19 protein-coding genes are annotated in these 24,925 nt (G+C 71.2%); 6 read left to right on the forward strand and 13 right to left on the reverse strand.

The genetic code is table 11. From position 1 onward, the window contains the following. The first annotated feature begins 107 nt into the window (after nucleotides 1-107). Nucleotides 108-3,782: a S8 family serine peptidase gene (locus RBJ65_RS21685; RefSeq protein WP_306316829.1), complete on the forward strand. Its 3,675-nt coding sequence runs from the start codon at nucleotides 108-110 to the stop codon at nucleotides 3,780-3,782. 24 nt (nucleotides 3,783-3,806) lie between these two features. Here RBJ65_RS21685 and RBJ65_RS21690 read toward each other — a convergent pair whose 3' ends face one another. Beyond that, nucleotides 3,807-4,580 (reverse strand): DUF1963 domain-containing protein, encoded by a 774-nt coding sequence (locus RBJ65_RS21690; RefSeq protein ID WP_306316828.1) that lies wholly within the window; start codon nucleotides 4,578-4,580, stop codon nucleotides 3,807-3,809. Between the two features lie 58 nt (nucleotides 4,581-4,638). Here RBJ65_RS21690 and RBJ65_RS21695 point away from each other — a divergent pair, with 58 nt between their 5' ends. Then, nucleotides 4,639-5,856: an alpha-hydroxy acid oxidase gene (locus tag RBJ65_RS21695; RefSeq protein WP_306316827.1), complete on the forward strand. Its 1,218-nt coding sequence runs from the start codon at nucleotides 4,639-4,641 to the stop codon at nucleotides 5,854-5,856. A 37-nt stretch (nucleotides 5,857-5,893) separates the two neighbouring features. Here RBJ65_RS21695 and RBJ65_RS21700 read toward each other — a convergent pair whose 3' ends face one another. The 8 genes from RBJ65_RS21700 to RBJ65_RS21735 all read right to left on the reverse strand — a co-directional run bounded on the left by RBJ65_RS21700 (nucleotide 5,894) and on the right by RBJ65_RS21735 (nucleotide 14,458). Beyond that, on the reverse strand, nucleotides 5,894-7,417 hold the full coding sequence (locus RBJ65_RS21700; RefSeq protein WP_306316826.1) for an FMN-binding glutamate synthase family protein: 1,524 nt from the start codon (nucleotides 7,415-7,417) through the stop codon (nucleotides 5,894-5,896). An 87-nt stretch (nucleotides 7,418-7,504) separates the two neighbouring features. Beyond that, on the reverse strand, nucleotides 7,505-8,053 hold the full coding sequence (locus RBJ65_RS21705) for a DUF4232 domain-containing protein (protein WP_306316825.1): 549 nt from the start codon (nucleotides 8,051-8,053) through the stop codon (nucleotides 7,505-7,507). Nucleotides 8,054-8,113: 60 nt separating this feature from the next. Further along, nucleotides 8,114-9,334, reverse strand: coding sequence for an FAD-dependent monooxygenase (locus tag RBJ65_RS21710; RefSeq protein ID WP_306316824.1), 1,221 nt, complete (start codon nucleotides 9,332-9,334; stop codon nucleotides 8,114-8,116). 121 nt (nucleotides 9,335-9,455) lie between these two features. Next, nucleotides 9,456-10,571: a Gfo/Idh/MocA family protein gene (locus RBJ65_RS21715; protein ID WP_306316823.1), complete on the reverse strand. Its 1,116-nt coding sequence runs from the start codon at nucleotides 10,569-10,571 to the stop codon at nucleotides 9,456-9,458. Beyond that, nucleotides 10,556-11,254, reverse strand: a complete 699-nt coding sequence (locus RBJ65_RS21720; RefSeq protein WP_306316822.1) for a ThuA domain-containing protein — start codon at nucleotides 11,252-11,254, stop codon at nucleotides 10,556-10,558. The genes RBJ65_RS21715 and RBJ65_RS21720 overlap by 16 nt, the downstream gene beginning before the upstream one ends. Before the next feature lie 44 nt (nucleotides 11,255-11,298). Beyond that, the gene (locus tag RBJ65_RS21725) at nucleotides 11,299-12,198 is read right to left on the reverse strand and encodes a carbohydrate ABC transporter permease (protein ID WP_306316821.1); all 900 of its coding nucleotides are present in this window, start codon (nucleotides 12,196-12,198) and stop codon (nucleotides 11,299-11,301) included. Continuing rightward, complete coding sequence (locus tag RBJ65_RS21730; RefSeq protein WP_306316820.1) at nucleotides 12,198-13,100, reverse strand: carbohydrate ABC transporter permease; 903 nt, start codon at nucleotides 13,098-13,100, stop codon at nucleotides 12,198-12,200. Before RBJ65_RS21730 ends, RBJ65_RS21725 begins: the two co-directional genes overlap by 1 nt. Before the next feature lie 2 nt (nucleotides 13,101-13,102). Then, on the reverse strand, nucleotides 13,103-14,458 hold the full coding sequence (locus RBJ65_RS21735; protein WP_306316819.1) for an extracellular solute-binding protein: 1,356 nt from the start codon (nucleotides 14,456-14,458) through the stop codon (nucleotides 13,103-13,105). 236 nt (nucleotides 14,459-14,694) lie between these two features. On the opposite strand from RBJ65_RS21735, the gene RBJ65_RS21740 reads away from it, so the two are divergent. After that, entirely contained in the window at nucleotides 14,695-15,726 is a 1,032-nt protein-coding gene (locus RBJ65_RS21740) for a LacI family DNA-binding transcriptional regulator (protein WP_306316818.1), read from the forward strand. 346 nt (nucleotides 15,727-16,072) lie between these two features. Next, entirely contained in the window at nucleotides 16,073-17,329 is a 1,257-nt protein-coding gene (locus RBJ65_RS21745) for an MFS transporter (protein WP_306316817.1), read from the forward strand. Here the strand turns inward: RBJ65_RS21745 and RBJ65_RS21750 are convergent. Beyond that, nucleotides 17,326-18,258, reverse strand: a complete 933-nt coding sequence (locus RBJ65_RS21750) for a LysR family transcriptional regulator (protein ID WP_306316816.1) — start codon at nucleotides 18,256-18,258, stop codon at nucleotides 17,326-17,328. The two genes, RBJ65_RS21745 and RBJ65_RS21750, sit on opposite strands and share 4 nt — an antisense overlap. A 197-nt stretch (nucleotides 18,259-18,455) precedes the next feature. On the opposite strand from RBJ65_RS21750, the gene phnA reads away from it, so the two are divergent. Continuing rightward, nucleotides 18,456-19,736, forward strand: coding sequence for a phosphonoacetate hydrolase (gene phnA / locus RBJ65_RS21755; RefSeq protein WP_306316815.1), 1,281 nt, complete (start codon nucleotides 18,456-18,458; stop codon nucleotides 19,734-19,736). Between the two features lie 137 nt (nucleotides 19,737-19,873). Then, on the forward strand, nucleotides 19,874-21,223 hold the full coding sequence (locus RBJ65_RS21760) for an MFS transporter (protein WP_306316814.1): 1,350 nt from the start codon (nucleotides 19,874-19,876) through the stop codon (nucleotides 21,221-21,223). Between the two features lie 80 nt (nucleotides 21,224-21,303). On the opposite strand, the gene RBJ65_RS21765 is transcribed toward RBJ65_RS21760, so the two are convergent. From RBJ65_RS21765 to RBJ65_RS21775, 3 genes are all read right to left on the reverse strand, one after another. Further along, a complete protein-coding gene (locus tag RBJ65_RS21765) occupies nucleotides 21,304-22,773 on the reverse strand; it encodes an aldehyde dehydrogenase (protein WP_306316813.1) in 1,470 nt (489 codons plus the stop codon). Nucleotides 22,774-22,929: 156 nt separating this feature from the next. Next, the gene (locus tag RBJ65_RS21770) at nucleotides 22,930-24,030 is read right to left on the reverse strand and encodes a sulfite oxidase (RefSeq protein ID WP_306316812.1); all 1,101 of its coding nucleotides are present in this window, start codon (nucleotides 24,028-24,030) and stop codon (nucleotides 22,930-22,932) included. A gap of 92 nt (nucleotides 24,031-24,122) precedes the next feature. Further along, nucleotides 24,123-24,905, reverse strand: coding sequence for a GntR family transcriptional regulator (locus tag RBJ65_RS21775; RefSeq protein WP_306316811.1), 783 nt, complete (start codon nucleotides 24,903-24,905; stop codon nucleotides 24,123-24,125). Between the last annotated feature and the right edge of the window lie 20 nt (nucleotides 24,906-24,925).

A 24,925-nucleotide genomic window follows, 5' to 3' on the forward strand; every position in this document is an offset into this window, starting at 1 on the left:
CCGCCACCGCACGACAAGTACCCCTCCGCACACAGTAGTTGACACTCCTCCCAGGGCCTCGGTTCGCACCCCCCTCGCCCCCGACGGCCCCAGGAGGAGAGGCAACGATGACAAGAGGTATCGCGCGACGCGGCGCGGCCCTGCTGTCGGCCGGGATGGCGTTCGCGCTGCTGCCGGCCGGCGGTGCGCACGGCGCCGCGTCGGACGACGTGAGACCCCAGGCCACGAAGACCGCCCGTGCCGCTCACACGGTGACGCTCGTGACCGGGGACAAGGTGACCGTCACGGACATCGGCGGCGGGCAGCGGACCGTCGAGGTGAAACGGCCGGAGGGTGCAGGCGGGCTGGTGCGTACGCAGGTCACCGACGGGGACGTACGGGTCGTACCGGACGAGGCCGTCCCCTTCCTCGCCTCGGGGAAGCTGGACGCCCGGCTGTTCGACGTGAGCGGGCTGATCCGGCAGGGCCTCGCCGACACGAAGGCCGACGCGACGCCGCTGATCGTCACCTATGGGAGCAAGGGCGCACGCAGCGCCGCTGCCACGCCCAAGGGCGCCGAGCGCTCCCGCACGCTCGGCAGCATCGGCGGCGCGGCGCTCGACGCCGACAAGGGGCGTACGTTCTGGAACGCCCTGACCAGCAAGGACGAGTACGCCGACGGTATCGGCAAGGTGTGGCTCGACGGTCGTGTCGAAGGGGACATGGAGCAGTCCAACGCCCAGATCGGCAGCCCGAAGGCGTGGGAGGCCGGGCTCACCGGCAAGGGGGTGAAGGTCGCCGTCCTCGACACCGGCTACGACCCCGCCCACCCCGATCTCGCCTCCCGCGTGACCGAGTCGAAGTCGTTCATCGAGGGGCAGCAGGTCGCCGACCGCAACGGCCATGGCACACACGTCAGTTCCACCGTCGGCGGCTCCGGAGCCGCCTCCGACGGCAAGGAGAAGGGTGTCGCCCCCGACGCCACGCTCGCCGTCGGCAAGGTGCTCGGCGACGACGGCTACGGCAGCGAGTCCCAGATCATCGCCGGCATGGAGTGGGCCGCCAAGGACATCAAGGCCAAGGTCGTCTCCATGAGCCTCGGCTCCGACACCGGCAGCGACGGCACCGACCCGATGGCGCAGGCCGTCGACTCCCTCTCCGCCGAGACCGGCGCCCTCTTCGTCGTCGCCGCGGGCAACGCCTACAGCCCCGGCACCATCGGCTCACCCGGCGCCGCCGACGCCGCGCTCACCATCGGCGCCGTCGACGCGAGCGACAAGCGGGCCTCCTTCTCCAGCCAGGGCCCGCGCCTCGGCGACGACGCCCTCAAGCCAGACCTCTCCGCCCCCGGCGTCGACATCCTCGCGGCCCGCTCCTCACTCGTGGACGGCACCGGCAGCTACACCACCATGAGCGGTACGTCGATGGCGACACCGCACGTCGCCGGAGTCGCCGCCCTCCTCGCGCAGGCCCACCCCGACTGGACGGGGGAGCGGCTCAAGAGCGCGCTGATGTCGTCGTCGAAGCAGCTGACCGCCTCCGCGTACGCCATCGGGGCCGGCCGGGTCTCCGTGCCCGACGCGATCGCCGCGAAGGTCACCGCGACCGGCAGCGCCGACCTCGGCGCGTACCGCTGGCCGTACGACAGCAACAAGCCGGTCACCAAGACCCTCACGTACACCAACTCATCTGACTCTTCCGTGGAGTTGGAACTCGCCGTGCAGGGCGGCGCCGCCGCCGGAGTCGCCACGCTCGCCGACTCCAAGCTGACCGTGCCCGCGCACGGCGCCGCCTCCACCACCGTCACCGGCGACGGTTCCAAGGCCGCCGTCGGCGCCAACAGCGGGCAGATCGTGGCCAGTTCGGGCGGCACGCCCGTCGCGCACACCGCCTTCGGCCTCGTCAAGGAGGACGAGCGGTACACGCTCACCGTCCATGTGAAGGACCGCGACGGCAAGCCGGCCGGCGCCAACCTCATGTACCAGCAACTCGCCAAGAACACCCTGCCGCAGGCGGCGACCGCCGACGCCTCGACCGGCACCGTCAAGCTCCGCCTGAAGCCAGGGACGTACTACGTCGACTCGTTCCTTGCCGTACGCGGGTCGCACGGCAAGGACTCCCTCGGCACCGCGTATCTCGCCGACCCCGAGGTGAAGCTCGACCGGGACCGCGAGATCACCCTCGACGGCACCAAGCTGCGCGAGGTCGCCACCCGTGTCCCGAAGGACACCGAACCGCACCAGACGCTCGTCCAGTACGACCGCAAGGCGGGCGGCACCGACGTGTTCGGCATGGCGCTGCTCCCCATCAAGTACGACTCGCTGTACGCCCTGCCCACCGACCCGGTGACCGACGGCAGTTACGCGTACCGGACCACCTGGCGCGCCGCCCAGCCGCACATCACCGTCGACGGTGTCGACGAGGTGTGGCAGCAGCCCGGATCCACCCTCGTCGAGGGCGACACCAGGCTCCCGCTGGTGAACGCGGGCGCGGGCGCACCCGCCGACTACGAGGGTGAGAACGCCACCGGCAAGGGCGTCCTCGTGCACCTCGACGGCACCCGCACCCCGGCACAGATCGCGCAGGCCGCCCAGGACGCGGGCGCCAAGGCACTGTTCCTCACGGACGACACCCATGGCCGCCTCAACACCCTTTTCTACAACGACGACAACACGGACCGGCCGCTCCAGATCGGCAGCGTCACGAACGCCGACTTCGACCGCCTCCTCGCCAAGCAGCGGCGCGGTGAGCGCGTCGAGATGACGGGCGTCGCCAACTCCACGTACTCCTACGACCTGTCGAAGGGCTACAAGGGCGCCATCCCCGACCGCAGCCTGCTGTTCGCCCCGGACCCCGGCCAACTCGCCACCGTCGACACCACCTTCTACGGCGCGAAGAAGACCGAGGGCAGCGAGTTCCGCTACTCCGTCGACCCGTCCTTCCAGTTCGCCGGCGGCTTCCAGGAACGGTACGACTTCCCGGGGCACCGCACCGACTACGTGTCCGTCGAGCCCGACCAGAAGTGGCACGAGTCCGTCAACCTCGGCCCCCTGGAGGAGCGCAGCGGCCTCGTCGCCTACCGGCCCGGCAATCGCACCGAGCTGAACTGGTTCAAGCCCGTCTGGCACCCCTACGGCGGCAGCGGTCTCGGCTGGGGCCAGGAGCGCGCGGGCAACATGCTGCGCTTCAACCTCCCCGGCTGGGGCGACTCGGGCCCCGACCACACCGGATTCGGCGACCCGTACAGCGACGAATCCGGCATGACGCAGTACACCGAGGCCTTCGTGAACGGGGTGAGCGCGGGCCGACGCACCGGCAGCGCCGCCCAGTTCAGCGTCAGCGACGGCTCGGAGCAGCCGTTCAAGGTCGTCACCGACACTGCACTTGACCCGGAGCTGTGGGGCATCGGCACCACCTCGCACAGTGAGTGGACGTTCCGCTCGGCCGCCACGCCGACCGACCGCTACACCTTCCTCCCCCTGATCAACCTCAACTACGACCTCGACACCGACCTCGCCGGAAAGGTCCGCGCGGGCTCACGGCTCCCGGTCGGCCTGTCCGCCGAGTACGTCAAGGACGCGGCCGGCACCGGAACCCTGGGTGGCGGCACCCTGCACGTGTCGTACGACGACGGCAAGACCTGGAAGCCCGTGCCCCTCACCGGCACCGGATCGGGTCCCTCCTGGACGGGCACCCTGAACGTGCCGCGCGACGCCACCTCGCTCTCGCTGCGGGCGACCGCGAAGGACGACAAGGGCGGCTCGGTGACACAAGAGGTCATCCGGGCGGTGGCCGTGAAGTAACCCGCACGGAGGGAGCGGGAGCTGTCAGAGCTCGACCTCGAAGTCGAGCTCGTCGTACCGGCGTTCCGCGATCAGATCCCGCTTTCCCGCGATGAGGGTGAGGTGTGCGTCCCCTTCGCACACCGCACCCTCGGGTATGCGGATGAACAAGACGTCCCCGCGGTCCTCTACCGGGTTCTGCCAGGCGCGCGAGTGGCCGCCGAGCTGGATGTCGTCCGACCACCGGCCGTAGAGAATCTTGTCGATCTCTCCTACGAGCCGGTCCACGCGACGCGTCCGCTCGGCGTCCCCTCCCGCGTACTCCACCGCTTCGGTGACGCCCGACCAGCTGTACAGGTCGGGCATCGTGCTGCCCGGTACCGCGTAGAGCGGAAACGGCTCGTGGAGCTCCGGGTCGTGAGAGTCCTCGGCGTCCCGCGCATCGTCCTCGACGGTCTCGACTCCGGCCGGCACGTGGACGACGGCACCTTCCCCCGGGTAGTCGCTGATCTCGGCGAACACCACCAGATGTCCGTCGGAGGGGAAGTCGATGTCGAGGGAGCCGACGGGCAGGGCGGCGCAGTCGACGGTCAGCACGTGGGGCAGGTCCGCGGGCGCGGTCATGTCCCGGGGCAGCCGGGGAGCCCCCGCGACCCGGCCGACTGGCCGGGCGTCCGCCCTCAACTCCTCTGGCAGCATGTCGAAGGGGCACAAGTGGACACAGGGGCGCAGCAGTTGGAGGAAGGCCCCGACCACCGACTCGGGCACATCGAGCACCCGCCCCGCGTCGAGAACGGCGTCACGCACGGTCGTCTTCATGGCTGCCAGACTGCCATGCGCCACTGACAACGCAGGCGGCCAAGGTAACTTTCGGATCATGAAACGCCAATTGCCCCAGCTCTCCGAGCTGCGCCCCCTCCTGAAGTTCGACGGCTTCAACCCCGACCGCCGCGCCGCCCGCCTCGCCAAGGCCGCCGACGTATGGGACCTGCGCACGCTCGCCAGGCGCCGCACACCCCGCCCCGCCTTCGACTACGTGGACGGCGCCGCGCAGCGCGAGTTGACGGTACGGAGAGCACGCAGGGCGTTCGACGACGTCGTGCTGCTGCCGCGCATCCTGCACGGAACCGAGAAGGTCGACCTCGGCACCGAGATAGCGGGCGCGCGCGCCGAGCTGCCGTTCGGGATCGCGCCCACCGGGTTCACACGCTTCATGCACGCCGAGGGCGAGGACGCCGGAGCCGGTGCGGCGGCCGCGGCGGGCATCCCGTTCTCGCTGTCCACGATGGGGACCCGCTCGCTCGAACACGTCGCCGCCGCGGCGCCGGACGGGCGCCGCTGGTTCCAGCTGTACCTGTGGAAGGACCGGCAGCGCTCCCTCGAACTCCTCCAGCGGGCCACGGCGAGCGGCTTCGACACCCTCCTCGTCACCGTGGACACCCCGGTCGCCGGACAGCGGCTGCGCGATGCCCGCAACGGCATGGTGATCCCGCCGAGGCTCACCCTCAAGACCGTGCTCGACGCCTCGTACCGGCCCCAGTGGTGGTTCAACTTCCTCACCACGGACCCGCTCAGCTTCGCCTCGCTGTCCGGCACCAGCCAGGACCTGCCGACGCTCATCAACTCGATGTTCGACCCGACCCTGTCCATCGAGGACCTGGAGTGGATCCGCTCCCAGTGGCCGGGCAAGCTCTTCGTCAAGGGCGTGCTGACGGCCGAGGACACGCGCCGCGCGCTGGGCGCCGGGGCGGACGGGCTCGTCGTGTCCAACCACGGCGGACGCCAACTCGACCGCGCGCCCGTCTCGTTCCACGCGCTGCCCGAGGTACGGGCCGAGGCCGGGGACGACGTGGAGATCATCCTCGACTCCGGCATCATGTCCGGCGCCGACATCGTCGCCGCCCTGTGCGCCGGAGCGGACTTCACCCTCATCGGCCGCGCCTACCTGTACGGGCTGATGGCCGGCGGCCGCGAGGGTGTCGCGCGCGCCATCGACCTCCTCGCGAAGGAGATCGAGGTGACGATGCAGCTCATCGGCGCCGCGTCGATCGCCGACCTGGGACCGCACCTCCTGCGCACCCGCCCCACGGCCTGAGGCCGTGGGGCGCGGGCCGGCCGCCTTCACCTCGGTCTCAGGCGGCCGGCCCCGTGAGGAGTTCGGTGATCTCGTCGGCGAGGCCCGAACCCAACTCGCCCCAGCCGTCCTTGTACCCGTAGACACTCGCCAGGCTGCGCGCGTCGTAGTCGCCGTTCATGATGTCGATGTCGTCGGGCGTGATGAGCGAGGGGTGCGCGACGCCGACCGCGCCCGACACCTTCAGCAACTCCTTGCGCAGCGTACGCAGATACATCGCGGCCCGCGTCGCCTTCGACGGCGCGTCCACGCCGCGCACCAGCCACGGCGCCTGGGTGGCGATGCCGGTGGGGCACTTGTCGGTGTGGCACTTCTGCGCCTGGATGCAGCCGATGGACAGCATCGCCTCGCGCGCTACGTTGATCATGTCGACGCCGAGCGCGAAGGCGACGGCGGCGTTCTCCGGCAGCCCCAGCTTGCCGGAGCCGATGAAGGTGATGTCATCGGTCAGCCCCCGCTCGGCGAAGACGCTGTAGACCCGCGAGAAGCCCATCCGGAACGGAAGCGACACCGAGTCGCTGAAGATCAGCGGGGCCGCGCCGGTGCCGCCCTCGCCGCCGTCGATGGTCACGAAGTCGACGCCGCGGTGGCCGCGCGCCATCAACGTCGCCAGCTCCTCCCAGAAGCCCATCTCACCGACGGCGCTCTTGATGCCGACCGGAAGCCCGGTCTCGGCGGCGAGCAGCTCGACGAAGTCCAGCATCGAGTCGACGTCGTGGAACGCGGTGTGCCGCGAAGGCGAAGCGCAGTCCTTGCCCGCCGGAATGCCACGTATCCCGGCGATCTCCTCGGTCACCTTGGCGCCCGGCAGCATCCCGCCGAGCCCCGGCTTGGCGCCCTGCGACAGCTTGATCTCCAGCGCCTTGACGGGGGCGCTCGCGACGACGGCCTTCAGCTTGTCGAGGTTGAACGTGCCGTCGTCGTTGCGGCAGCCGAAGTACGAGGTGCCGATCTGGAGGACGAGGTCACCGCCGCCGCGATGGTACGGGGAGAGGCCGCCCTCGCCCGTGTTGTGCATCGTCCCGGCCAGCTCCGCGCCCTTGTTGAGGGCGGTGACCGCCGCGCCGGACAGCGAACCGAAGCTCATCGCCGAGATGTTCACGACGCTCGCGGGCCGGAACGCCTTGGCGCGCCCGCGCGGACCGCCGAGCACCTTCGCCGAGGGCAACGGGGCCTGCGGGTCGTGCAGATCGGGCAGCGGCCCGGCGAACGTGCGCTGCTTGACGTACGCGTGGCCCTGCACATGCTCCACGTCGTTGTCCGTGCCGAACCCGAAGTAGTTGTTCTCCTCCTTCGCCGACGCGTAGATCCAGCTGCGCTGGTCCCGGCTGAAGGGGCGCTCCTCGTCGTTGGAGGTGACGACGTACTGGCGCAGCTCGGGCCCGATCGTCTCCAGCAGGTACCGGGCGTGCCCGATGACGGGGAAGTTCCTCAGCAGTGCGTGCTTCTTCTGTATGAGGTCGCGGGCGGCCACCACTGCTACTGCTGTCGCGGCGGCCGCACCGATGTTCCTGGCACGCATGACGTTCCTCTCCTCGGCTGCTCCATACCCGGCGCCACCGCTGCCGCGGCGAACGCCCCCTGATGGTAGAGGCCGAGGGGTGGAGCGTCAGGCGCCGGGCATGACCGGCCCGACGACGGTGCCCTCGGCGACCCGCAGCGGCCCCGTGGCACCGGACTCACCCGGGATCTGGCCGCCCGGTGCGGAGAGGGTGAAGGTGGCCTCGTCGGCGGGAACGCCGGGCAGATAGTTGGGCACCTGGATGTCGAAGTGCACCGGGTGGCCGGGGCCGAACACCACCGGTGTGTCCTGCGGACCGTACGCGCCTACGGCAATCCCGTTCGGCTCCCCGTCCTCGGAGAACTCCACGTCGACGGGGGACCCGGCGAGCACGCACGGCTCGTAACCGGGGGCGGCGGTGAGGGTGACGCGGTAGTGGCTGTGCCCGGCGGAGGAGTCGTCCGGGGTGATGCGGGCGAGGTGGTTCGCGGGGCGGCAGGAGGAGGGCGCCGAGGCACGCTCCGATGCCGCGCCCGAGCCCGTGCCGGTGCCCGTGCCTGAGCCGGGGGAGGCGGCCTGAGCGATGCCGCCTCCGAGGGTGGCTGCCAGCACGGTCGCGGTGGCGGTGGCAGCGGTCTTCCAGGTGGTCGTACGCACGCGGGTGTCTCCGTCTCTGGTTCCGCTTCTTGTCGGAACCTCGGCCTCCACCACCATGGCTCAGCCCCGGAGCCGTCGCCCGCCGAAGGAGCCCGAGCCGTCCGACCGCTGCCACCACGCCTCCAGCCCCGCCTGGTCGAACTCCCGCCAGTCCGGGGTCTCCTGGACCAGGCCCCGGCCGAGACGCCGCCCCAGGTCGACCATCACCCGGCCGGCGGGGGTGCGGCCGGTGTCGTAGGCGGCCAGCGCCTCGGGCCACGTGGTGGTCGAGGTGAGGGCCGACTGGAGGGTCGTGGCGTCCTGGAGTGCCTTGACGGCGCCCGCGCCGGTGTGCGGGCGGGCGACCGTGGCCGCGTCGCCCACGAGCAGCGCCCGGTCCACCGCGTAGCGGGGCGCCGTGAAGTCGTAGAGCGGCTGCAGGAACAGCTCGTCGTATGTCGTCCCGCGCACCAGGTCGCCCCAGTAGGCGGGCAGCAACTTCTCGGCCACGTACGCGAGATGGGCGCGCAGACCGTCGCCCGCCGTGCCGGGGTGCAGCGTCGTGGGTGTCTCCATGCCCCGGTCGAGTCCGGGCGGCGGAGCCGTGTAGAGGACCCAGTTGACGCGGTGGCCGCCCGTCGTCACGTCCGGGATGCGGTACACGATGAGGTGGCCGCCGGGGAAGACGACGTACGCGCACTCGTCCTCGGGCCACAGGTCGGGGTCGCGCAGGCGGTCCGATGGGTAGGCGCCGCGCCAGGCGAGGTATCCGGCGTACTCCGGCTGTACGTCGGGGTGCACCGCCGCGCGGACCGCCGAGCGGTAGCCGTCGGCGCCGATCACGGCGTCGTAGCGCTCGGTGCGCCCACCGTCCGTGTGCACCTCGGCGCCCTCCGGTGTCACCTCGACCGCCTCGACCGCCGAGCCGTGCCGGAAGTCCGCCGACTCGGGCACCCGGCGCCGCAACTCCTGCCACAGCGGGCCCCAGTTGTACGTCCGGAACGGGAACGGCATCACCGCGAGTTCGCGGCCCAGCGGCCCGGCTCCCGCCGCCTCGTCCCGCACCCACCAGCGCCGGCGGCGGATCTGCAGCCACGGCATCGCGGCGTCCAGGTACCCGGCCGACTCCAGTTCCGCGTAACGGTCGTTGTGCACGGCGAGACCCACCCCGCGGTCGGCGAGGCGGCCCGAGGCCCGCTCGTGGACGGTGATGTCCTCGACGCCTCCGCGTCGCAGCGCCAGCGCCGACGCGCATCCGCCGATGCTTCCGCCCACGACCGCGACTTTGCTGCCGTTGCGCATTCGATCCCCCGTGGCCTGTCCGCCGTCTACTTGTCCGCTGGTCCGCGTACGTCGCGTTGGTCATGCGCGCCGTACCGGGTTCATCATGCCAGCGCGCGGACGGCCATGGGGGATGCGCCGGTCACCGTGACAGATCGGTGAGCGGCACCGCCGAAGGACGGTCCGCGCGGCTCGCGACCGCCACGGACTCGCCGGATCCCGCCGAGGCCAGCAGCGACTCCATGACGTCCAGGACGTGGTACGCGAGGGTGCCCGAGGCGCGGGGCTCCGCCGACGCGGGTGTCCTGGCGAGGTCGGCGATGCCGTAGCCGCGCCCGGAGCCGAGGTATCCGGCCGAGACGGGGAGGGTCTCCCAGGACGGCGCGCCGAGGCGGAACAGGCGGGTGTCGCCGTCGAAGTGGTTCGGGTCGGGAACGGCCAACGTCCCCTGGGGGCCGTGGACTTCGATGTGCGCGGAGTGCGTCGCGACCGCGTCGAACGACACCACGAGCGTCGACAGCGCGCCGGACTCGTGCACGAGCACCCCCGTGACATGGGTGTCGACGGCCACCGGCACCCGCTCGCCCGCCCGTGGCCCGCTGCCGATCTCCCGCTCGGGGCGGGGGCGGCTCGCCGCTCCGATCACCGAGGTGACGGGGCCGAGGAGGGTGACGAGGGCGGTGACGTAGTACGGGCCCATGTCGAGGAGCGGCCCGCCGCCGGGGGCGTAGTAGAAGTCGGGGTCGGGGTGCCAGCGTTCGTGGCCGGGGGTGACCATCGTGGCGGTGGCCGCGACGGGGGCGCCGATGAGCCCGTCGTCGATGGCCCTGCGCGCCGTCTGGACGCCCGTGCCGAGCACGGTGTCCGGCGCGCAGCCGACGACGACGCCCGCCTGCCGGGCGGCGTCGAGCACCGCGCGGGCCTCGGCCGACGTCGCGGCGAGCGGCTTCTCTCCGTAGACGTGCTTGCCTGCCGCGATCGCCTTCAGGGCTATCTCGCTGTGGGCGGCGGGCACGGTGAGGTTGAGGACGAGGTCCACGTCGTCCGAGGCGAGCAACTCGGCGACGGTGACCGCCCGTACGCCCCCGCCCTCCCACTCCTTCGCCACCGCGCGCGCCCGATCGGCGTCCAGGTCGGCCACGGCCACCAGCGCGACACCAGCGAGCCTGCGCAGACTGGCCAGGTACTGGCCCACGATCGTCCCGCATCCGACGATGCCGACGTTCAGTGTCTTGTCCGGGTTCAACGGCTCGCCCACAGCAGGCCCCTTTCGACGACGGTGCGTACGCTCGGGTGTTCCAGGTCCGTCACATGGTGGCCGGGTGTGCACACGAAGATGCGGCCCTTGCCCCACTGGCGGGTCCAGATGGCCGGTGAGGTGACTTCGCGGTGCCACGGGTCCCAGGCGCGGATCTTCTGCGTGGTGGTGGCGAGGACGTCGATGTAGTCGTCGGCGAGCACCCAGTACTGCTCGGTGACGAGGTCGAAGTCCTCGATGCCCCGGGTGATGGGGTGTTCGGCCGCGACCGGGAGCATGTTCACGGTGTACGGGACGTAGTTGTCGGACTGTTCGCCGATCCGCTCGTCGGGGTGCTTGCCGGGGTGGCAGGCGAACTGGCCGCCGATCAGGTGCAGATAGTCCGCCGTGTTCCGGTAGGAGTCGGCGATGCCGCCGTGCCATCCGGCGAGCCCGGTGCCGTTCTCCACGGCCGTGCGCAGGCCCGCGAACTCCTCCCGTTTGATGGTGGACATGGTCATGCACTGCATCACGAGGTCGACGCCGTTCATGTACGTGGCGTCGGCGTACACCTTGGGCGAGTCCTCGACGCGTACGTCGTAGCCGTGGCTCTTGAGGTGCGGGATGAACAGGTCGGTGGCCTCGACGGGTTGGTGCCCGTCCCAGCCGCCGCGTACGACGAGTGCCTTCTTGGCGGTGGTCACAGAACTCCTCAACAGGGCGTGTGTGTACGGGGGTTCCACGGTGGTCACTTGCCGAATCCGGCGGTGAGCCCGCGAACGAGCTGGCGCCGCGCGATGACGTAGACGACGAGGAGCGGCAGCGTCGCGAGGACGACCGACGCGAGGACGGCGGGGACGTTGATGGTGAACTCGCCCTGGAAGGTCCACAGGGACAGGGGCAGCACCCGGATCTCCGGGCTCTGCGTGAGGATCAGCGGGAACAGGAAGCCGTTCCAGACGGTGAGCGCGTCGTAGATGCCCACGGTGACGACGGCCGGGCGTACGAGCGGGAGCGCGAGGCGCCACATCATGGTCCACTCGCCGCAGCCGTCGAGGCGCATCGACTCGAAGAGTTCGCGGGGCACGTCTCGTAGGAACGTGGACAGGATGAGTACGGAGATGGGGATGGCGAACGCGATCGACGGCAGGATCAGCGCGGCGAGTGTGTCGTACAGATGCGCCTTGGTGATCATCCAGTAGATCGGGATGATCGTCGCGTGCAGCGGGATCGCGAGCCCGAGCAGGAACAGGCGGTGGGTCAGGGTGAGGAACCTGCTCCGGCCGCGGACGATCGTGTAGGCCGCCATGAAGGAGACGAGGAGCGTCGACAGGACGCTGCCGGCCGTGACGGCGAGGCTGTTGGCGAAGTAGCGGGCGAAGTCGTTCTCCAGGACGAGCCCGTAGTTGGAGAGGGTGGGGGAGGCGGGTGGCAGGAGCGGGTTGGAGGAGAAGTACGTTCCCTGGTCCTTGAGGCTGGTGACCACCACGTAGTACACGGGCACGACGGTCACGGCCAGCCACAGCCAACCGCCGATCCCCGCGAGGAAGTTGGGGCGGTTCCTGGCGCGGCGGGCGGAGCGTGCCGGGTCCCGGTGCGCGCGGTGGGCGGGGGTGGTCCGGGGCGGGACCTGTGTCGTGGCGGCCATCAGATGCCCTCCGTTTGGCTGGCCGAACGGTCCTTGCCGCCCAGGCGTTGCAGCAGCAGCGCCACCGCGAGTCCGATGGCGACGAGCATGACACCCAGGGCGCTGGCCGCACCCATGTCACTGGCCTGGAACCCGGTCAGGTACATGTGCAGCGGCAGCAGCCGGGTGGCCTCGCCGGGGCCGCCCGCGGTCAGGACGAAGACGAGGTCGAAGTACGCGAGCGAGCCCACGGCCATCAGCGTCGACGACGTGATGATCGTGTACTTGAGCTGCGGCAGCGTGATGGTGAGGAACTGCCGCACCCGCCCGGCGCCGTCGATCTGCGCGGCCTCGTACAGGGAGGCGGGGATCTGCCGGACGCCGCCCTGGTAGATGAGTGTGTGGAAGGGCACGAACTGCCAGGCGATGACGGCGACGACGACGAACAGGGCGAGATTTGGGTCGCCCAGCCAGTTCTTGGCGAGCGCGGGCATGCCGACCCCCGCGCTGAATCCGAAGCTCGGGTCCAACAGGGCCTTGAAGGCGATCGCGATGGCGGCCGACGACAGCAGCAGCGGCAGGAAGTACAGGACGGCGAGCACGGCCCGGTACCGCTGGCGTCCCGCCGTGAACACGCCGAGCAGCAGGCTGAGCGGGGTCTGCACGACGTACGAGAACACCATGACCTTGGCCGTCACCCAGAGCGCGTTGCCGGTCGCCGGGGTGGACAGGGCGCGCCGCCAACTGGCGAGGCCGTCGAAGGAGATGGCGCCGAGGCCGTCCCAGCGGGTGAAGCTGAGGGCGACGACGGCGGCGAGCGGGACCAGGGCGAAGGCCAGGAACATCACGAGGGCCGGGGCCGCGAGCCAGCCGGAGGGTCCTGGCTCGCCGGGGCGTCGCGGGGCAGCGCTGGGTCGGGCCATGGCTACTCCTCGATCGTGGTGTTGATCGTGGCGTTCATCTTGTCGACGAACTGGCCGGGGGTGAGTTTCTTGAGGAAGATCTGGTCGAGGTTGACCAGGAGCGCTTCGGCCTGGGCCGGACTGAGGGCCTGGTCCCAGGAGAGCGTGAAGTTCCGTGTGTTCTTGGTGAGTTCGTAGACGAAGGTCAGGAAGTCCTTGTCCTCGGCCGCCTCAAGGCGCTTCTTGATGCCCTTGACGACGGGCACCGTGCCGGAGTCGATGAGTTCCTGGGTGTGGCGCTCGCTGAACATGCCGTTCTTGAGGTAGGCGAGCGCGGCCTTCTTCTGGGACGCGGTGGCCTTGGCGGAGAGCGACCAGTAGTTGGTCGGGTTGCCGACGAGGTTCGCCGGGCTGCCCTTGCCGCCCGCGACCGTGGGGAAGGTGGTCCAGCCGATGGTGCGGTCCTCGATGGCCTCCGGGAGGTTTGCCTTGATGGTCTGGTACAGCCAGCCGCCGTGCAGCAGCATGGCGGCCTTGCCCGTGTGGAGGAGGGCCAGGTCGGAGCCGTTGTCCGCGGCGCTCGATGTGAAGCTGTCGGCGAAGCCGCCCGCGTCGACCAGCTGCTGGATCTTGGTGAGTGCCTCGGTGACGGCGGGGTGGGACCAGGCGCCCGGCTTGTTCGCGGCGATGTCGGCGAAGACCTCGGGGCCGCCGATCCGGTCGACGAGGTATTCGAGCCACATGAGGTCGGGCCACTTCGACTGGCCGCCGAGGGCGAACGGCGCGATGCCCGCCTTCTTGAACTTCGGTACGAGGTCCATGAGTTGGGCCCACGTCTCGGGCGGCTCGGCCCCGACCTTCGCGAGGGCGTCCCTGTTGAAGTAGAGCAGGATGGGCTGGGAGCGGCCGTTCGGGAGCGCGTACGTCTTCCCGTCGACGACGCCGTTGTCCAGGACCGAGGGCAGATAGCGGTCCCGGACCTCGGGGTGTCTGTCCAGGTACGAGGAGAGGTCGACGACCTGGCCGGCGTCCACGTACGACTTGAGGACGCCGCCGCCCCACCCGTAGATGAACGTCGGCCCCTTGCCCGCGCCGACGGCCGTGCGGACCTTCGTCTTGTAGGCGTCGTTGGCGAAGAAGTCGAGCCGGATGTCCTCTCCGGGGTGCGCCTTGTTCCAGGTGTCGACGGAGTCCTCGAGCACGGCCTGGTCACCGCCGTTGAGCCCCCACATGGTGGCCGATCCGGTACCGGCGCCGGGCCCCGCGGAGCCGCAGGCGGTGAGGGAGAGGGACAGGGCGAGGGCGGTGGCGCAGAGCGCGGCGGCGGCTGTGCGGGGTGTGCGGCGTGTATGGGGTGTGCGGGGTCCGCGAGGGGCCATGGAGTCTCCGTTCCTCAACTCTGAGAGACGGGCGGGGCTCGAAACATGACGGGCGGGGCTCGAAATATTTCGACGGATGATCGAGACGTCGGAACCGTAGAAGTGCCGAGTGGGACGGTCAAGTGGCCGCGCAGCGAAAAGATTTGGCGGACAGGGTTGACGCGGCCTGCGCCGCATCTCAAGCTGCCGACACCGAAAAAGTTTCGAAGTCCGAGACCTCGACCCCAGGAAGTCACATGCCGCTCCCGTCCCCCTCGGCCAGGCCGACGCTGGCCGCCATCGCACGTGGCACCGGGGTCTCCACGGCCACCGTGTCCAAGGTCGTCAACGGCCGCGCGGACGTCGCCGACGAGACCCGCGCGAAGGTGCTGGCCGCACTGGAGGAGGCCGGCTACCGCTCGCCGTCGCAGCGCCGCACACCCTCCGGCCCGGACGTCGTCGAGGTCGCCTTCGACTCGATCGAATCCGCCTACCCCTCGGCCCTGTTGGGCGGCATCCTCGACCACGCCGCGCGGACCGGGGTCGAGGTCGTCGTCAGTACGACGGGCGGGCAGCGGGCCGCCGGGCTCGACCTCGGCCGCAAGGCGCAGCGGATGATCAGCGAAGGGCGGGCCGGAGCGATCGTCGTGACCTCGGCCTTCGGGGAGGCGGGGCTCAACGCCTTTGTCCGGCGCCGCGTCCCCGTCGTCGTCATCGACTCCTTCAACCCGCCACCGGCCGACGTCGTCAGCGTCGGCGCCGCCAACTGGGCGGGCGGCAGGGCCGCCACCGAACACCTCCTGGACCTCGGCCACCGCCGCATCGCCTACCTCGGCGGACCGGAGGCGATCGAGTGCAACCAGGCCCGCCTGCACGGGCAGCTGTCCGCGCTCACCTCGCGCGGCATCGAGCCCGACCCCGGACTCGTCCTGCACGGCAACTTCCGCGCCGAGCACGGCATCGAGGGCCTGACGGCGCTCCTGTCCCGGGAGCGCCCGCCGACCGCGATCTTCGCGGGCAACGACGCCATCGCCGTCGGCGTGCTGCGCGAGGCCCGGCGCCGCGGCATCCGGGTCCCCGAGGACCTGAGCCTCGTCGGCTTCGACGGCACGGTCCTCGCCCAGGACTCCGTCCCCGCGCTGACCTCCGTCGCCCAGCCCTTGCGGGAGATGGGCCGCGCGGCCCTGCGCGCCGTCCTGCGCCAGGCCCGCGGCGAACAACCCGACACACACCGCGTGGAACTCGCCACGCAACTCGTCGTACGGGAGTCGACGGCGGCGGTGGGATGAGCGGGCCGGTGCGCGGCGCGGTGGGGTGAACGGGTGCGGCGGCGGGGCACGGCACCAGCACGGCCCACGCCTGGTGGGGGCACCGGTGCCCCCCCCGGCCCGTTGTCCCCTACAGTCACGAGGACGGCCCGGTCGTCGCCCCGGAACAACCTCGAGCCGACCACCCGAAGTTGTGGCACGAGGAGGTCATCGGCGCACCGTCCGGCCGTCCACCCGATGTCTACGTCAGCCCACCCGGGCGGCGCAGAAAGCTCGACTGCCGATGACTCCACTGCCCATGAACCGACGATCCAGGAAGCGACGGTCCACGAACCCCACGGGAACCTCCGTCCTCACCGCCCCCGGCATGCCCCACCTGCTCCTCCTGGTGTCCTTCTGCCTCGCCGGCTTCGCCCTCCTGCTGCCCGTATCCCCGGAGTGGGCCATGCGCGGCGGAGCCGACGAGCTCGGTGCCGGGCTCGTCACCGCCACGCTGATGGGCTTCACGGTGCTGGCCCAGCTGCTCGTCAAGACGGTGCTGCGCAGGCTCGGCTGGAGCCGCACGCTCGCGCTTGGCGCCCTGCTGCTGGGGCTGCCCGCGCCGGTGCAGGCGCTCAGCGACAGCCTGTGGGTGGTGCTGACGACGACCGCGTTGCGCGGGCTCGGTTTCGGCATCATCACCGTGTGCGGTTCCACCGCGACCGCGACCCTGGCGCCCGCCGGTCGGCAGGGAGCGGCCATCGGCCTGTACGGTCTCGCGCTCTCCGTGCCGCAGATGGTGCTCACCCCGGCCGCCCCCGCCCTGGCCGCCGCGCTGCCCCTGCCCGTACTCATCGCCTGCGGTGTGCTGCCCGTGCTCGGCCTGCCGTTCGCCCCGCGCCTGGGGAGCGAGGTCGAGGCCCGGACGCCGCGGCTCGCACCGGAACAGACGGCGGCGGCAGGCGTCCGCGCCAATCTCACGGTGCTGCGCCGCATGCTCCTGCCCCTGGTGACGCTGCTGCTCGTGACGGCGGCGGGAGGCGCGGTCCTGACGTTCGCGCCGCAGTTCGCCGGTGGCGCGGCCGTCGCGGCGACGGCGCTGTTCCTCTTCGCCGCCACCGCCGCGCTCGCCCGCTGGGGCTGCGGAGTCCTCGCCGACCGCTTCTCCCCGCGCCCGCTGACCTTCGCCCTCCTGGTCGTCGGCTGCGCCGGACTCGCGCTGATAGCGCTCGCCGTCCGCACCGGGCAGCCCCCGCTCGCCGTGCTCCTGACGGGCGTCGTGCTGCTGGGGGCGACGTACGGAGGGCTGCAGAGCATCACCCTCGTGCAGGCGCTCGACCGGGCAGGAGTCGCGAACCGGCAGACCACGTCGGTCTTCTGGAACATCGGCTACGACTCCGGGACCGGCCTCGGCTCCCTGGTACTCGGACTCGCCGCGCAGGTGGCGACGTTCACGGCCGGGTTCACCGCGCTGTCCGCGGGGATGGCACTCGTCGCGATCGTGGTCGCGGTGGCGGGTGGCGGGGGCCGGGCGAGCCACCAATCCACCGGGGCCGCGGCCGGGACGGGCGGCGGCGCACGGGACACCGCCCCGCCGGAATCGACACACCACGACGACGCACGACGGTCACGCCCCAGCTGCTAGGCCGGCTCCCCCAGCTCCCGCGGCCAACTCCCGTCCGGCGAACGCAGCAACTGCACGAACGCCCGCTCGGCCGGGGACAGGAGGCGGTCGCGGCGGCGGGCCAGGGAGACCGGGCGGGGGCTCGGTTCGGGGGAGACGGGGAGGATGGTGAGGGCGCCGGAGCGTTCCACGTCGTCGACGATCGCGTGCTCCGAGATGAGCGCGACGCCGAGCCCCGCCCCGACACACTGCTTGACCGCCTCCGGCCCCCACACGTCGGACCGGGACACGGTCTCCGTGATGCCCCACGACTCCAGGACCCGCTCCTGCTCGCTGCGGGTGTGCGAGCCCGGCTCCCGCATCAGGAAGCACTCACCCGCGAGCAGCTGAGGCTCAAGGGGCCCGGTGTGCGCGGCGAGCGGATGGCCGGTGCGGGCGACGAGCACGAGACGCTCCTCCAGCACCGGCTCGACGAGAAGCCCGGACGTCGGAGCCGGTCCGCCCGCCACCACCGCGATGCCGATGTCACCGGCCGAGAGCCGCTCGGCCACCTCCTTGTTGTTGCCGACGAACACATCGCACTCCACGCCCGGATACCGCGCGCGGAACCGGGCGAGCAGGGCAGGCAGGAGGTACGTACCGACCGTCGTCGAGCCACCCACCATCAGCCGCCCGTGCTCCAGCGAGGACACCTGCTGCACCGCGGCCACCGCCTCGTCCGCCAGCAGGAAGACCCGCTTCGCGTACGAGGCGAGCACCTCGCCCTCGGCCGTCGGCCTGGCCCGCGCGCCCGAACGGTCCACGAGTGTCACCTTCAGTGTCTGCTCAAGGCGCCGTACCTGGTTGGAGACCGAGGGCTGACTCATGTACAGCTCGTGCGCGGCGGCGGAGAAACCCTGGTGTTCCACGACCTTCAGGAAGATCCACAGGCGGTGCAGATTGAGCTCCATAGGGCTGGGAGCGTAGCCCACTACTGATCGGCCGGACAGGGCGCGGGAACACCCGTGCCGACCGGCCCCCGGACTCGTACGGCTATGGCGGCCATAGCGAACTTCGTGGTTCTGCACCCCGGAACGCCGGTGGTACCCATGGAAATCGAGGGACGCCCCACGGCTCCCGCACCTACGACCCACAGGGGTGGACGTACATGAATCCTGTCGCCGGCACCGCATCGCAGACCCCCGCCGACGGCCGGCTCACCGTGAACGGGCGGAGCTACCCGCGCCCCGGCCGTCCGGTCGTGGTCGTCTGCATCGACGGCAGCGAGGACGCCTACCACGAGCGGGCGATCGCGGACGGCCTGATGCCGTTCACCGAGTCCATGCTGGCGCGCGGCAGCGATCTGCGCGGCGCCTGCACGATGCCCTCCTTCACCAACCCCAACAACCTCTCCATCGCCACCGGAGTGCCGCCCGCCGTCCACGGCATCTGCGGCAACTACTTCTACGACACCGAGTCCGGCGAAGAAGTCATGATGAACGCGCCCGAACTGCTGCGGGCGCCCACCCTGTTCGCGACCTTCTCGCAGTCCGGTGCCAAGGTCGCCGTCATCACCGCCAAGGACAAGCTGCGCCGCCTGCTGGGCAGCGGGCTCGCCGAGGGCGGCATCTGCTTCTCCGCCGAGAAGGCCGACCAGGTCACCCTCGCCGACAACGGCATCGAGAAGGTCCTGGAGTCGACCGGCTTCGAGCTGCCCTCCGTGTACAGCGCCGAGTTGAGCGAGCTGGTCATGGCCGCGGGCTGCGACGTCCTGCAGCGCGACAGGCCCGACCTCATGTACCTGTCCCTCACCGACTACATCCAGCACAAGCACGCCCCCGGCTCCCCGGTCGCCAACCGCTTCTACGCCATGCTCGACCGGTACTTCGAGCGGATCGACGCGCTCGGCGCCGTCCTCGTCGTCACCGCCGACCACGGCATGAACGCCAAGTCCGACATCGAGGGCGAGGCCCAAGTTGTCTTCCTGTCCGACTGGTTCGACGCCGAGACCGGTGAGGGCGCCAGTCGCGTCATCCTGCCGATCACCGACCCGTACACCGTCCACCACGGAGCCCTCGGTTCCTACGCGACCGTGCACCTGCCGGACGGCGCGGACCGCGACACCCTGCGCGAGCGGCTCGCGGCGGTCGACGGCGTCGACACCGTGCTCACGCGTGAACAGGCGTGTGCGCGCTTCGAGTTGCCCGGGGACCGGATCGGCGACCTCGTCGTCATCGCCGAGCGCAACACCGTGCTCGGCACCACCGCCGCCCGCCACGACATCTCCGGCTTCAAGGAGCCGCTGCGCTCGCACGGCGGCCTGACCGAACAGCGCGTGCCCGTCCTGGTCAACCGGCCCGTCGAGGTACCGGCCGGACACCACCTGCGCAATTTCGACGCCTACTGGATCGGCTGCCACGCGGCGGCGGGGGAGGCGCTCGGCGCCTGACCAGTAAGGGGCAGTCGGTACGTCAACTCCGGCCCCGGCGCGCCGCCGAGGTGCGCGCCGGGGCCGTGCCATATCCGGATCCGCCGAGGATTGGACTCCCCATGGCCGAAACCGACCCACCTGTGACCGACCCACCTGTGACCGACACACCAGCCACCGACACACCATCCACCGACCCACCTGTCACCACGCGTGAGGCCCAACGCACCGTCCACCCGCATCTGGTGAGCCCCCGGCTGCGCTGGCAGATCTTCGCGGTCACCTGGATCGCGTACGCGGGCTTCTACTTCGTCCGGCAGGCGTTCTCCGTCGCCAAGCTGGGCATCCTGGACGACCCCGTCCTCTCCCACACCCTCTCCGAACGCGTCCTCGGTGTCATCGACGCGGTCTACCTCGCCGCCTACGCCGTCGGCCAGTTCGTCTGGGGAGCGTGGTCCGACCGCTTCGGTCCGCGCGTCGTCGTCATCACCGGCATGGTCGGCGCGATCGGCGCCGGGCTGTTGATGGGTGCCTCCAGCGCGCTGCTCGTGTTCGGCGGCGCCATGGTGATCCAGGGCCTGGCGCAGTCGGCGGGCTGGGCGCCGCTGTGCAAGAACATGGGCGCGTTCTTCCCGGTCGCCGAGCGCGGCCGGGTGCTGGGATTCTGGTCCACCAACTACGCGTTCGGCGGCCTCGCGGCGCCCCCGTTCCTCGGCTGGCTCGCGTACTCCGTCTTCGACAGCTGGCACGCGGCGTTCTTCTGCGGCTCCGCGACGCTCGCGGTCGTCCTCGTGCTCTTCGTCGTCTTCCAGTGCAACGCGCCCGAGGGGGAGGGGAGTTCGGAGCAGGTCGGCGACACCAAGCAGCGCGGCAGCAGTCTCGCCCTGTACCGCAAGACCCTGCGCGACCCCATGGTGCTCACCCTCGGCGCCGCCTACTTCCTGCTCAAACCGGCCCGTTACGCGATCCTGCTGTGGGGTCCGGTGCTGGTCAGCCAACGGCTGCCGAACGTCGACAAGGTGGCGGCCACGGTCATCCCGGTCGCGTTCGGCGCCGCGGGCGTGGTCGCGCCGATCGCCGTGGGCTGGGTCTCGGACAAGCTCTTCCAGTCCCGCCGCGTGCCCGCCTGCGTGCTGTCCCTCGCCCTGCTGACCGTCGTGTTGGCCCTGTTCATTCCGCTCACCGCGACCGACAGCGTCGGTGTCATGGTCGTCCTGCTCGCCGTGATCGGCCTTTCCGTGTACGCCGCCGACTCGATGATCTCGTGTGTCGCGGCGGTGGACTTCGGGGCCGAGGAGGGCGCGGGCACGGCCGCCGGCATGGTCAACGGCTGTGGTTCGGTCGGCGCGATCCTCGGCGGCCTGCTGCCCGGATTCCTCTCCGGCTCCGCCCTGTTCCTGCTCTTCTCCGTCGCCGCCGCGCTGGCCGGCGCGGTCATGATCCCGCACTGGAACCGCCGCCCGCGCACGGCCTTCGGCCCGGCCGAGGAGACACTGGCGACGCGCTGACGCACGTACGCGCCACGTACTGAATAGGGCCGGTTCCCCTCGGAGGGGAACCGGCCCTATTCAGTGGTGCTGGCGGGCGCTCAGTACGTGATGCAGGCCGAGTGCCACGACGTATAGAAGTCGAAGACCTCCGGCGAGCACTCCGGCGGGCCGTACTGGCTGGCCTTGTCGCCGATGTGCGGCAGGTGCGCGTACGCGCCGACACCGGGCCGGTTGACGTGCAGCATGCCCGCCTCGAAGCGGTCGAGGGCCTCGAACGCGCGGGTCTGCGAGGCGGTGAACACCGTCCCGGACATGCCGTACTTCACCGAGTTCGCGATCCGCAGCGCGTCGTCGAAGTCCTCGGCGTCCACCACCGCGAGTACCGGGCCGAACACCTCCTCCTGCGCCAACTCTGCGTCCCACGGCACGTCCCGGATCACCGTCGGCTGGACGTAGCAGCCCTCCGCGAGATCGGGGCGCTCCTCGCGGCCCCCGCCGCACACCACCTTTCCGCCGTCGCGCTGCGCGCCCGCGATCGCGGCGAGCGCCGCGTCGAGCCGTACGGGGTCCACCACCGGGCACAGCTCGGACGCCTCGTCGAAGCCGGGCCCCACCCGCAGATGCGCGACCCGGGCCACGAGCCGCTCAAGGAACTCCTCGCGCACCCGTACGTCGACGACGGCCCGGCTGGTCGCCGAACACCGCTGCCCCGCCTGCCCGAACGCCCCGTGCACGACGGCGTCCACCGCCTTGTCGAGGTCGGCGTCGTCGCACACCACGACCGCGTTCTTGCCGCCGAGTTCCAGCTGCGTACGCAGCAGCCGCCCGGCGCCGCCCGTATGGATCGCGGTGCCGACGGGCAGCGAACCGGTGAAGCTGATGCCGGCCACGCCCGGGTTCGCGACGAGCGCCTCACCGGCCGCCGCGTCGCCCTGCACCAGATTGAGCACGCCGTCCGGAAGCCCCGCCTCGTGGAAGACGTCGACCAGCAGCGCCGAGGTGAGCGGCGTCAGCGGCGAGGGCTTGAGGATCGCGGTGCAGCCCGCGAGCAGCGCGGGCGCCACCTTCCACATCGGGATGGCGAGCGGGAAGTTCCACGGCGATATCAGCCCCACCACACCGATCGGCTTGCGGAAGGTGTACGCGAACGTGCGCTCCTCCTCCGCCGGAGCGGTGACCCCGCCCAGCAGCCGGGCCTGACCGGCCGTGAACTCCAGGACCGCCATGGCCCGTTGGACCTCGCCCGTGGCCTCCTTCAGGAGCTTGCCCTGCTCGCGCGTGATCGCGTACGCCAGTTCCCGTTCGCGGCGCCCCAGGATGTGCAGCGCCTTCGTCAGATACGCCGCCCGTTTGATGGGTCCGATGCCGCGCCAGTGGTCGAGCGCCCGCCGGGCCTCCTCGACCGCGAGGTCCACGTCGGCGCCGCCGGACTCCGCGAACTCGCCCAGAACATCGGAGAAGTCGGCCGGGTTCACATCGGGGCGGCGCTGCCCCGACTGGGCCGAGACCCACTGTCCGCCGATATGGTTCTCCGTCAGATACCCCGCCACTTCGAACCGCACAGCCATGCCCCTGCTCCTTCGCAGCCGGTGGGATCGTCCTCGCCACCTTCACCCGCTGGGCAGCGGGCGAACAACGGGTGATCCGCCAATACCGGGTATAGGGGCTGGCTATCGCGGGTCCGGTGCCTCGTCGAGCGGCCCGCGCGACGCGTCGGCCGCCGGTCAGCTCGCGGGCTTCGCCGTGACGCGCACGGGATGGTCGAGGATCTGGTTGTTCAGATACCCGAGCCGGTTCCACGGGACGTGGGCCGGCTGGGTGCGGCCCGTGTCGTCGGTGGCGCGCACGGAGATGGTGTGTTCGCCCGGCTCGGGGTGCCAGGAGAAGTCCCAGCGGGTCCAGGCCCCCGCCTCCCCGGAGTCGGTGAGCCGGGCCTCCCGCCAGGGGCCCCGGTCGATGCTGTACGCCACCGACGCGATGCGCTGCTCCCCGGCGAAGGACCGTCCGCGGACGAGTTGGGGACGCGGTTCCAGGCGGGCGGGCCAGTCGAGTTCCACCAGGCTGGTCACCGGCAGCGCGTTGATGGGTGTGCCAAGGACGGGCCCGTGCGCCGGGTGTTCGGGGCCGATGAGCACGTAGTCCTCGGTGTTCCACGGCACTTGGATCGGCGCCCGTGACACCTCGATCGCGCCGACCCACTTGATGCTGGCCGCGCCCAGCCACCCCGACACCACGACCCGCGCCGGGTAGCCGTGGTCGGGCGGCAGCGGCTCGCCGTTCATGGCCAGCGCGAGGAGTGTGTCGTCGGCCAGCGCCTTGTCCAGGGACATCGGCCGCCGGGCCCGGCACTCGTCGAGCGCCACCGGCATCACATCGTGCGCGTCCGGTCGCACGCCCGCCGCCTCCAGCAGGTCCCGCAGCCGTACGCCGGTCCACTCGGCGGTGCTGACGGCGCCACGCCCCCACGGCGTACCGGCGATGCGCCGACCGTGCTCCCGGCCGAACAGCACCCGCCGATTGCCCGCGCACTCGATCGTGCGCGTGACGGAGACAAGCGGGAACGCCCGCCACAGATCGTCGTAGCCGAAGGTGACGGGCGCCTCGACACCGTCGCCCCCGATCCGCAGGGACCACCGGTCGGCGTCGATGCGGGGTGTGGGGGAGTGGCTGCGGACGAAGAAGTGGTCGTTGGAGGTGAGACGGCCCGGCATCCGGTCCGCCCTGGTACCGAAGTCGAGTCCGGTACCGGTGTCCTCCATGAACTCGTCCGAGATCGGCTTGACCACTCCGGGCACCGTGCTGACTGCTGCGTCGCTTGTCGCCATGGCTCCACGGTGGGCGCGCACGGCGCGGGCTGCTAGCCATTGGTCCCCTATGGGGGCATAACCGCGGTCTATGTCCTACGCGAGCGTGGCGGTCACCGGCGCTGGCGGACGTGCAGCAGCGGGGCGCCCGCCGGGTACAGGTACTTCGCGGCGAACACCGGCTGGCTGCCCCAGGACACGACCTGCGTGACGAGCGTCGCCGGGGTCTGCGCGGGCCGCCCCATCGCCGTGCCGCGCTCCTCGCCGAGCACGGTCGCCCCGACGGTGCTGCGGCCGGTGAGCGGGGCGTCGGTGGCGGCGAGGAGGACGGCGCTCATGCTGCGGTCGCCGGCCTCGACGCCGCTCGCCCCGGCCGCGCCGTCGAGCAGCTCGGGTCCTTCGGGGACGACCTCGGCGAGCATGGTGTCATCGACGGCCCACTCGTGCGCGAAGCACGCGGGCACGCCGTCGGCCGACAGCAGGGTCTCCCAGAACCAGGTGCTGTCACTGCCGGACAGCCGCAGGTGGTGCGCGGAGAAGTCGGTGGGCATGTCCCGGCTGGCGGCGAGCCGACGGCCGTGCACGTGCTGGGTGTCGAGCAGGGCCTCGACAGGGGAGAGGCGTTCGAGGCCGCGCGGCGGCAGCTGGTGACTGACCCGGCTCCCCACCCCGTGCTTGCGGGTGATCACGCCGTCCTCCTGGAGCAGGATCAGCACCTCGCGCAGGGCGGGGCGGCTCACCCCCAGCTCCCCGGCGAGCGCAGGCTCCGACGGCAGTACGGAACCGGGCGGGAAGGTGCCGTCGTGGATCGCGGCGACGATCCGCTCGTACAGCTCGACGCGGGGCGGTCGGCGGTGAGGTGCACGTGCGGTCATGGAGCGGGGCCTCTCGGTCATGTCATCCATTGTCCGACGGG

The organism is Streptomyces sp. KL109B (genome assembly GCF_030766935.1).
Taxonomy (GTDB): Bacteria; Actinomycetota; Actinomycetes; order Streptomycetales; family Streptomycetaceae; genus Streptomyces.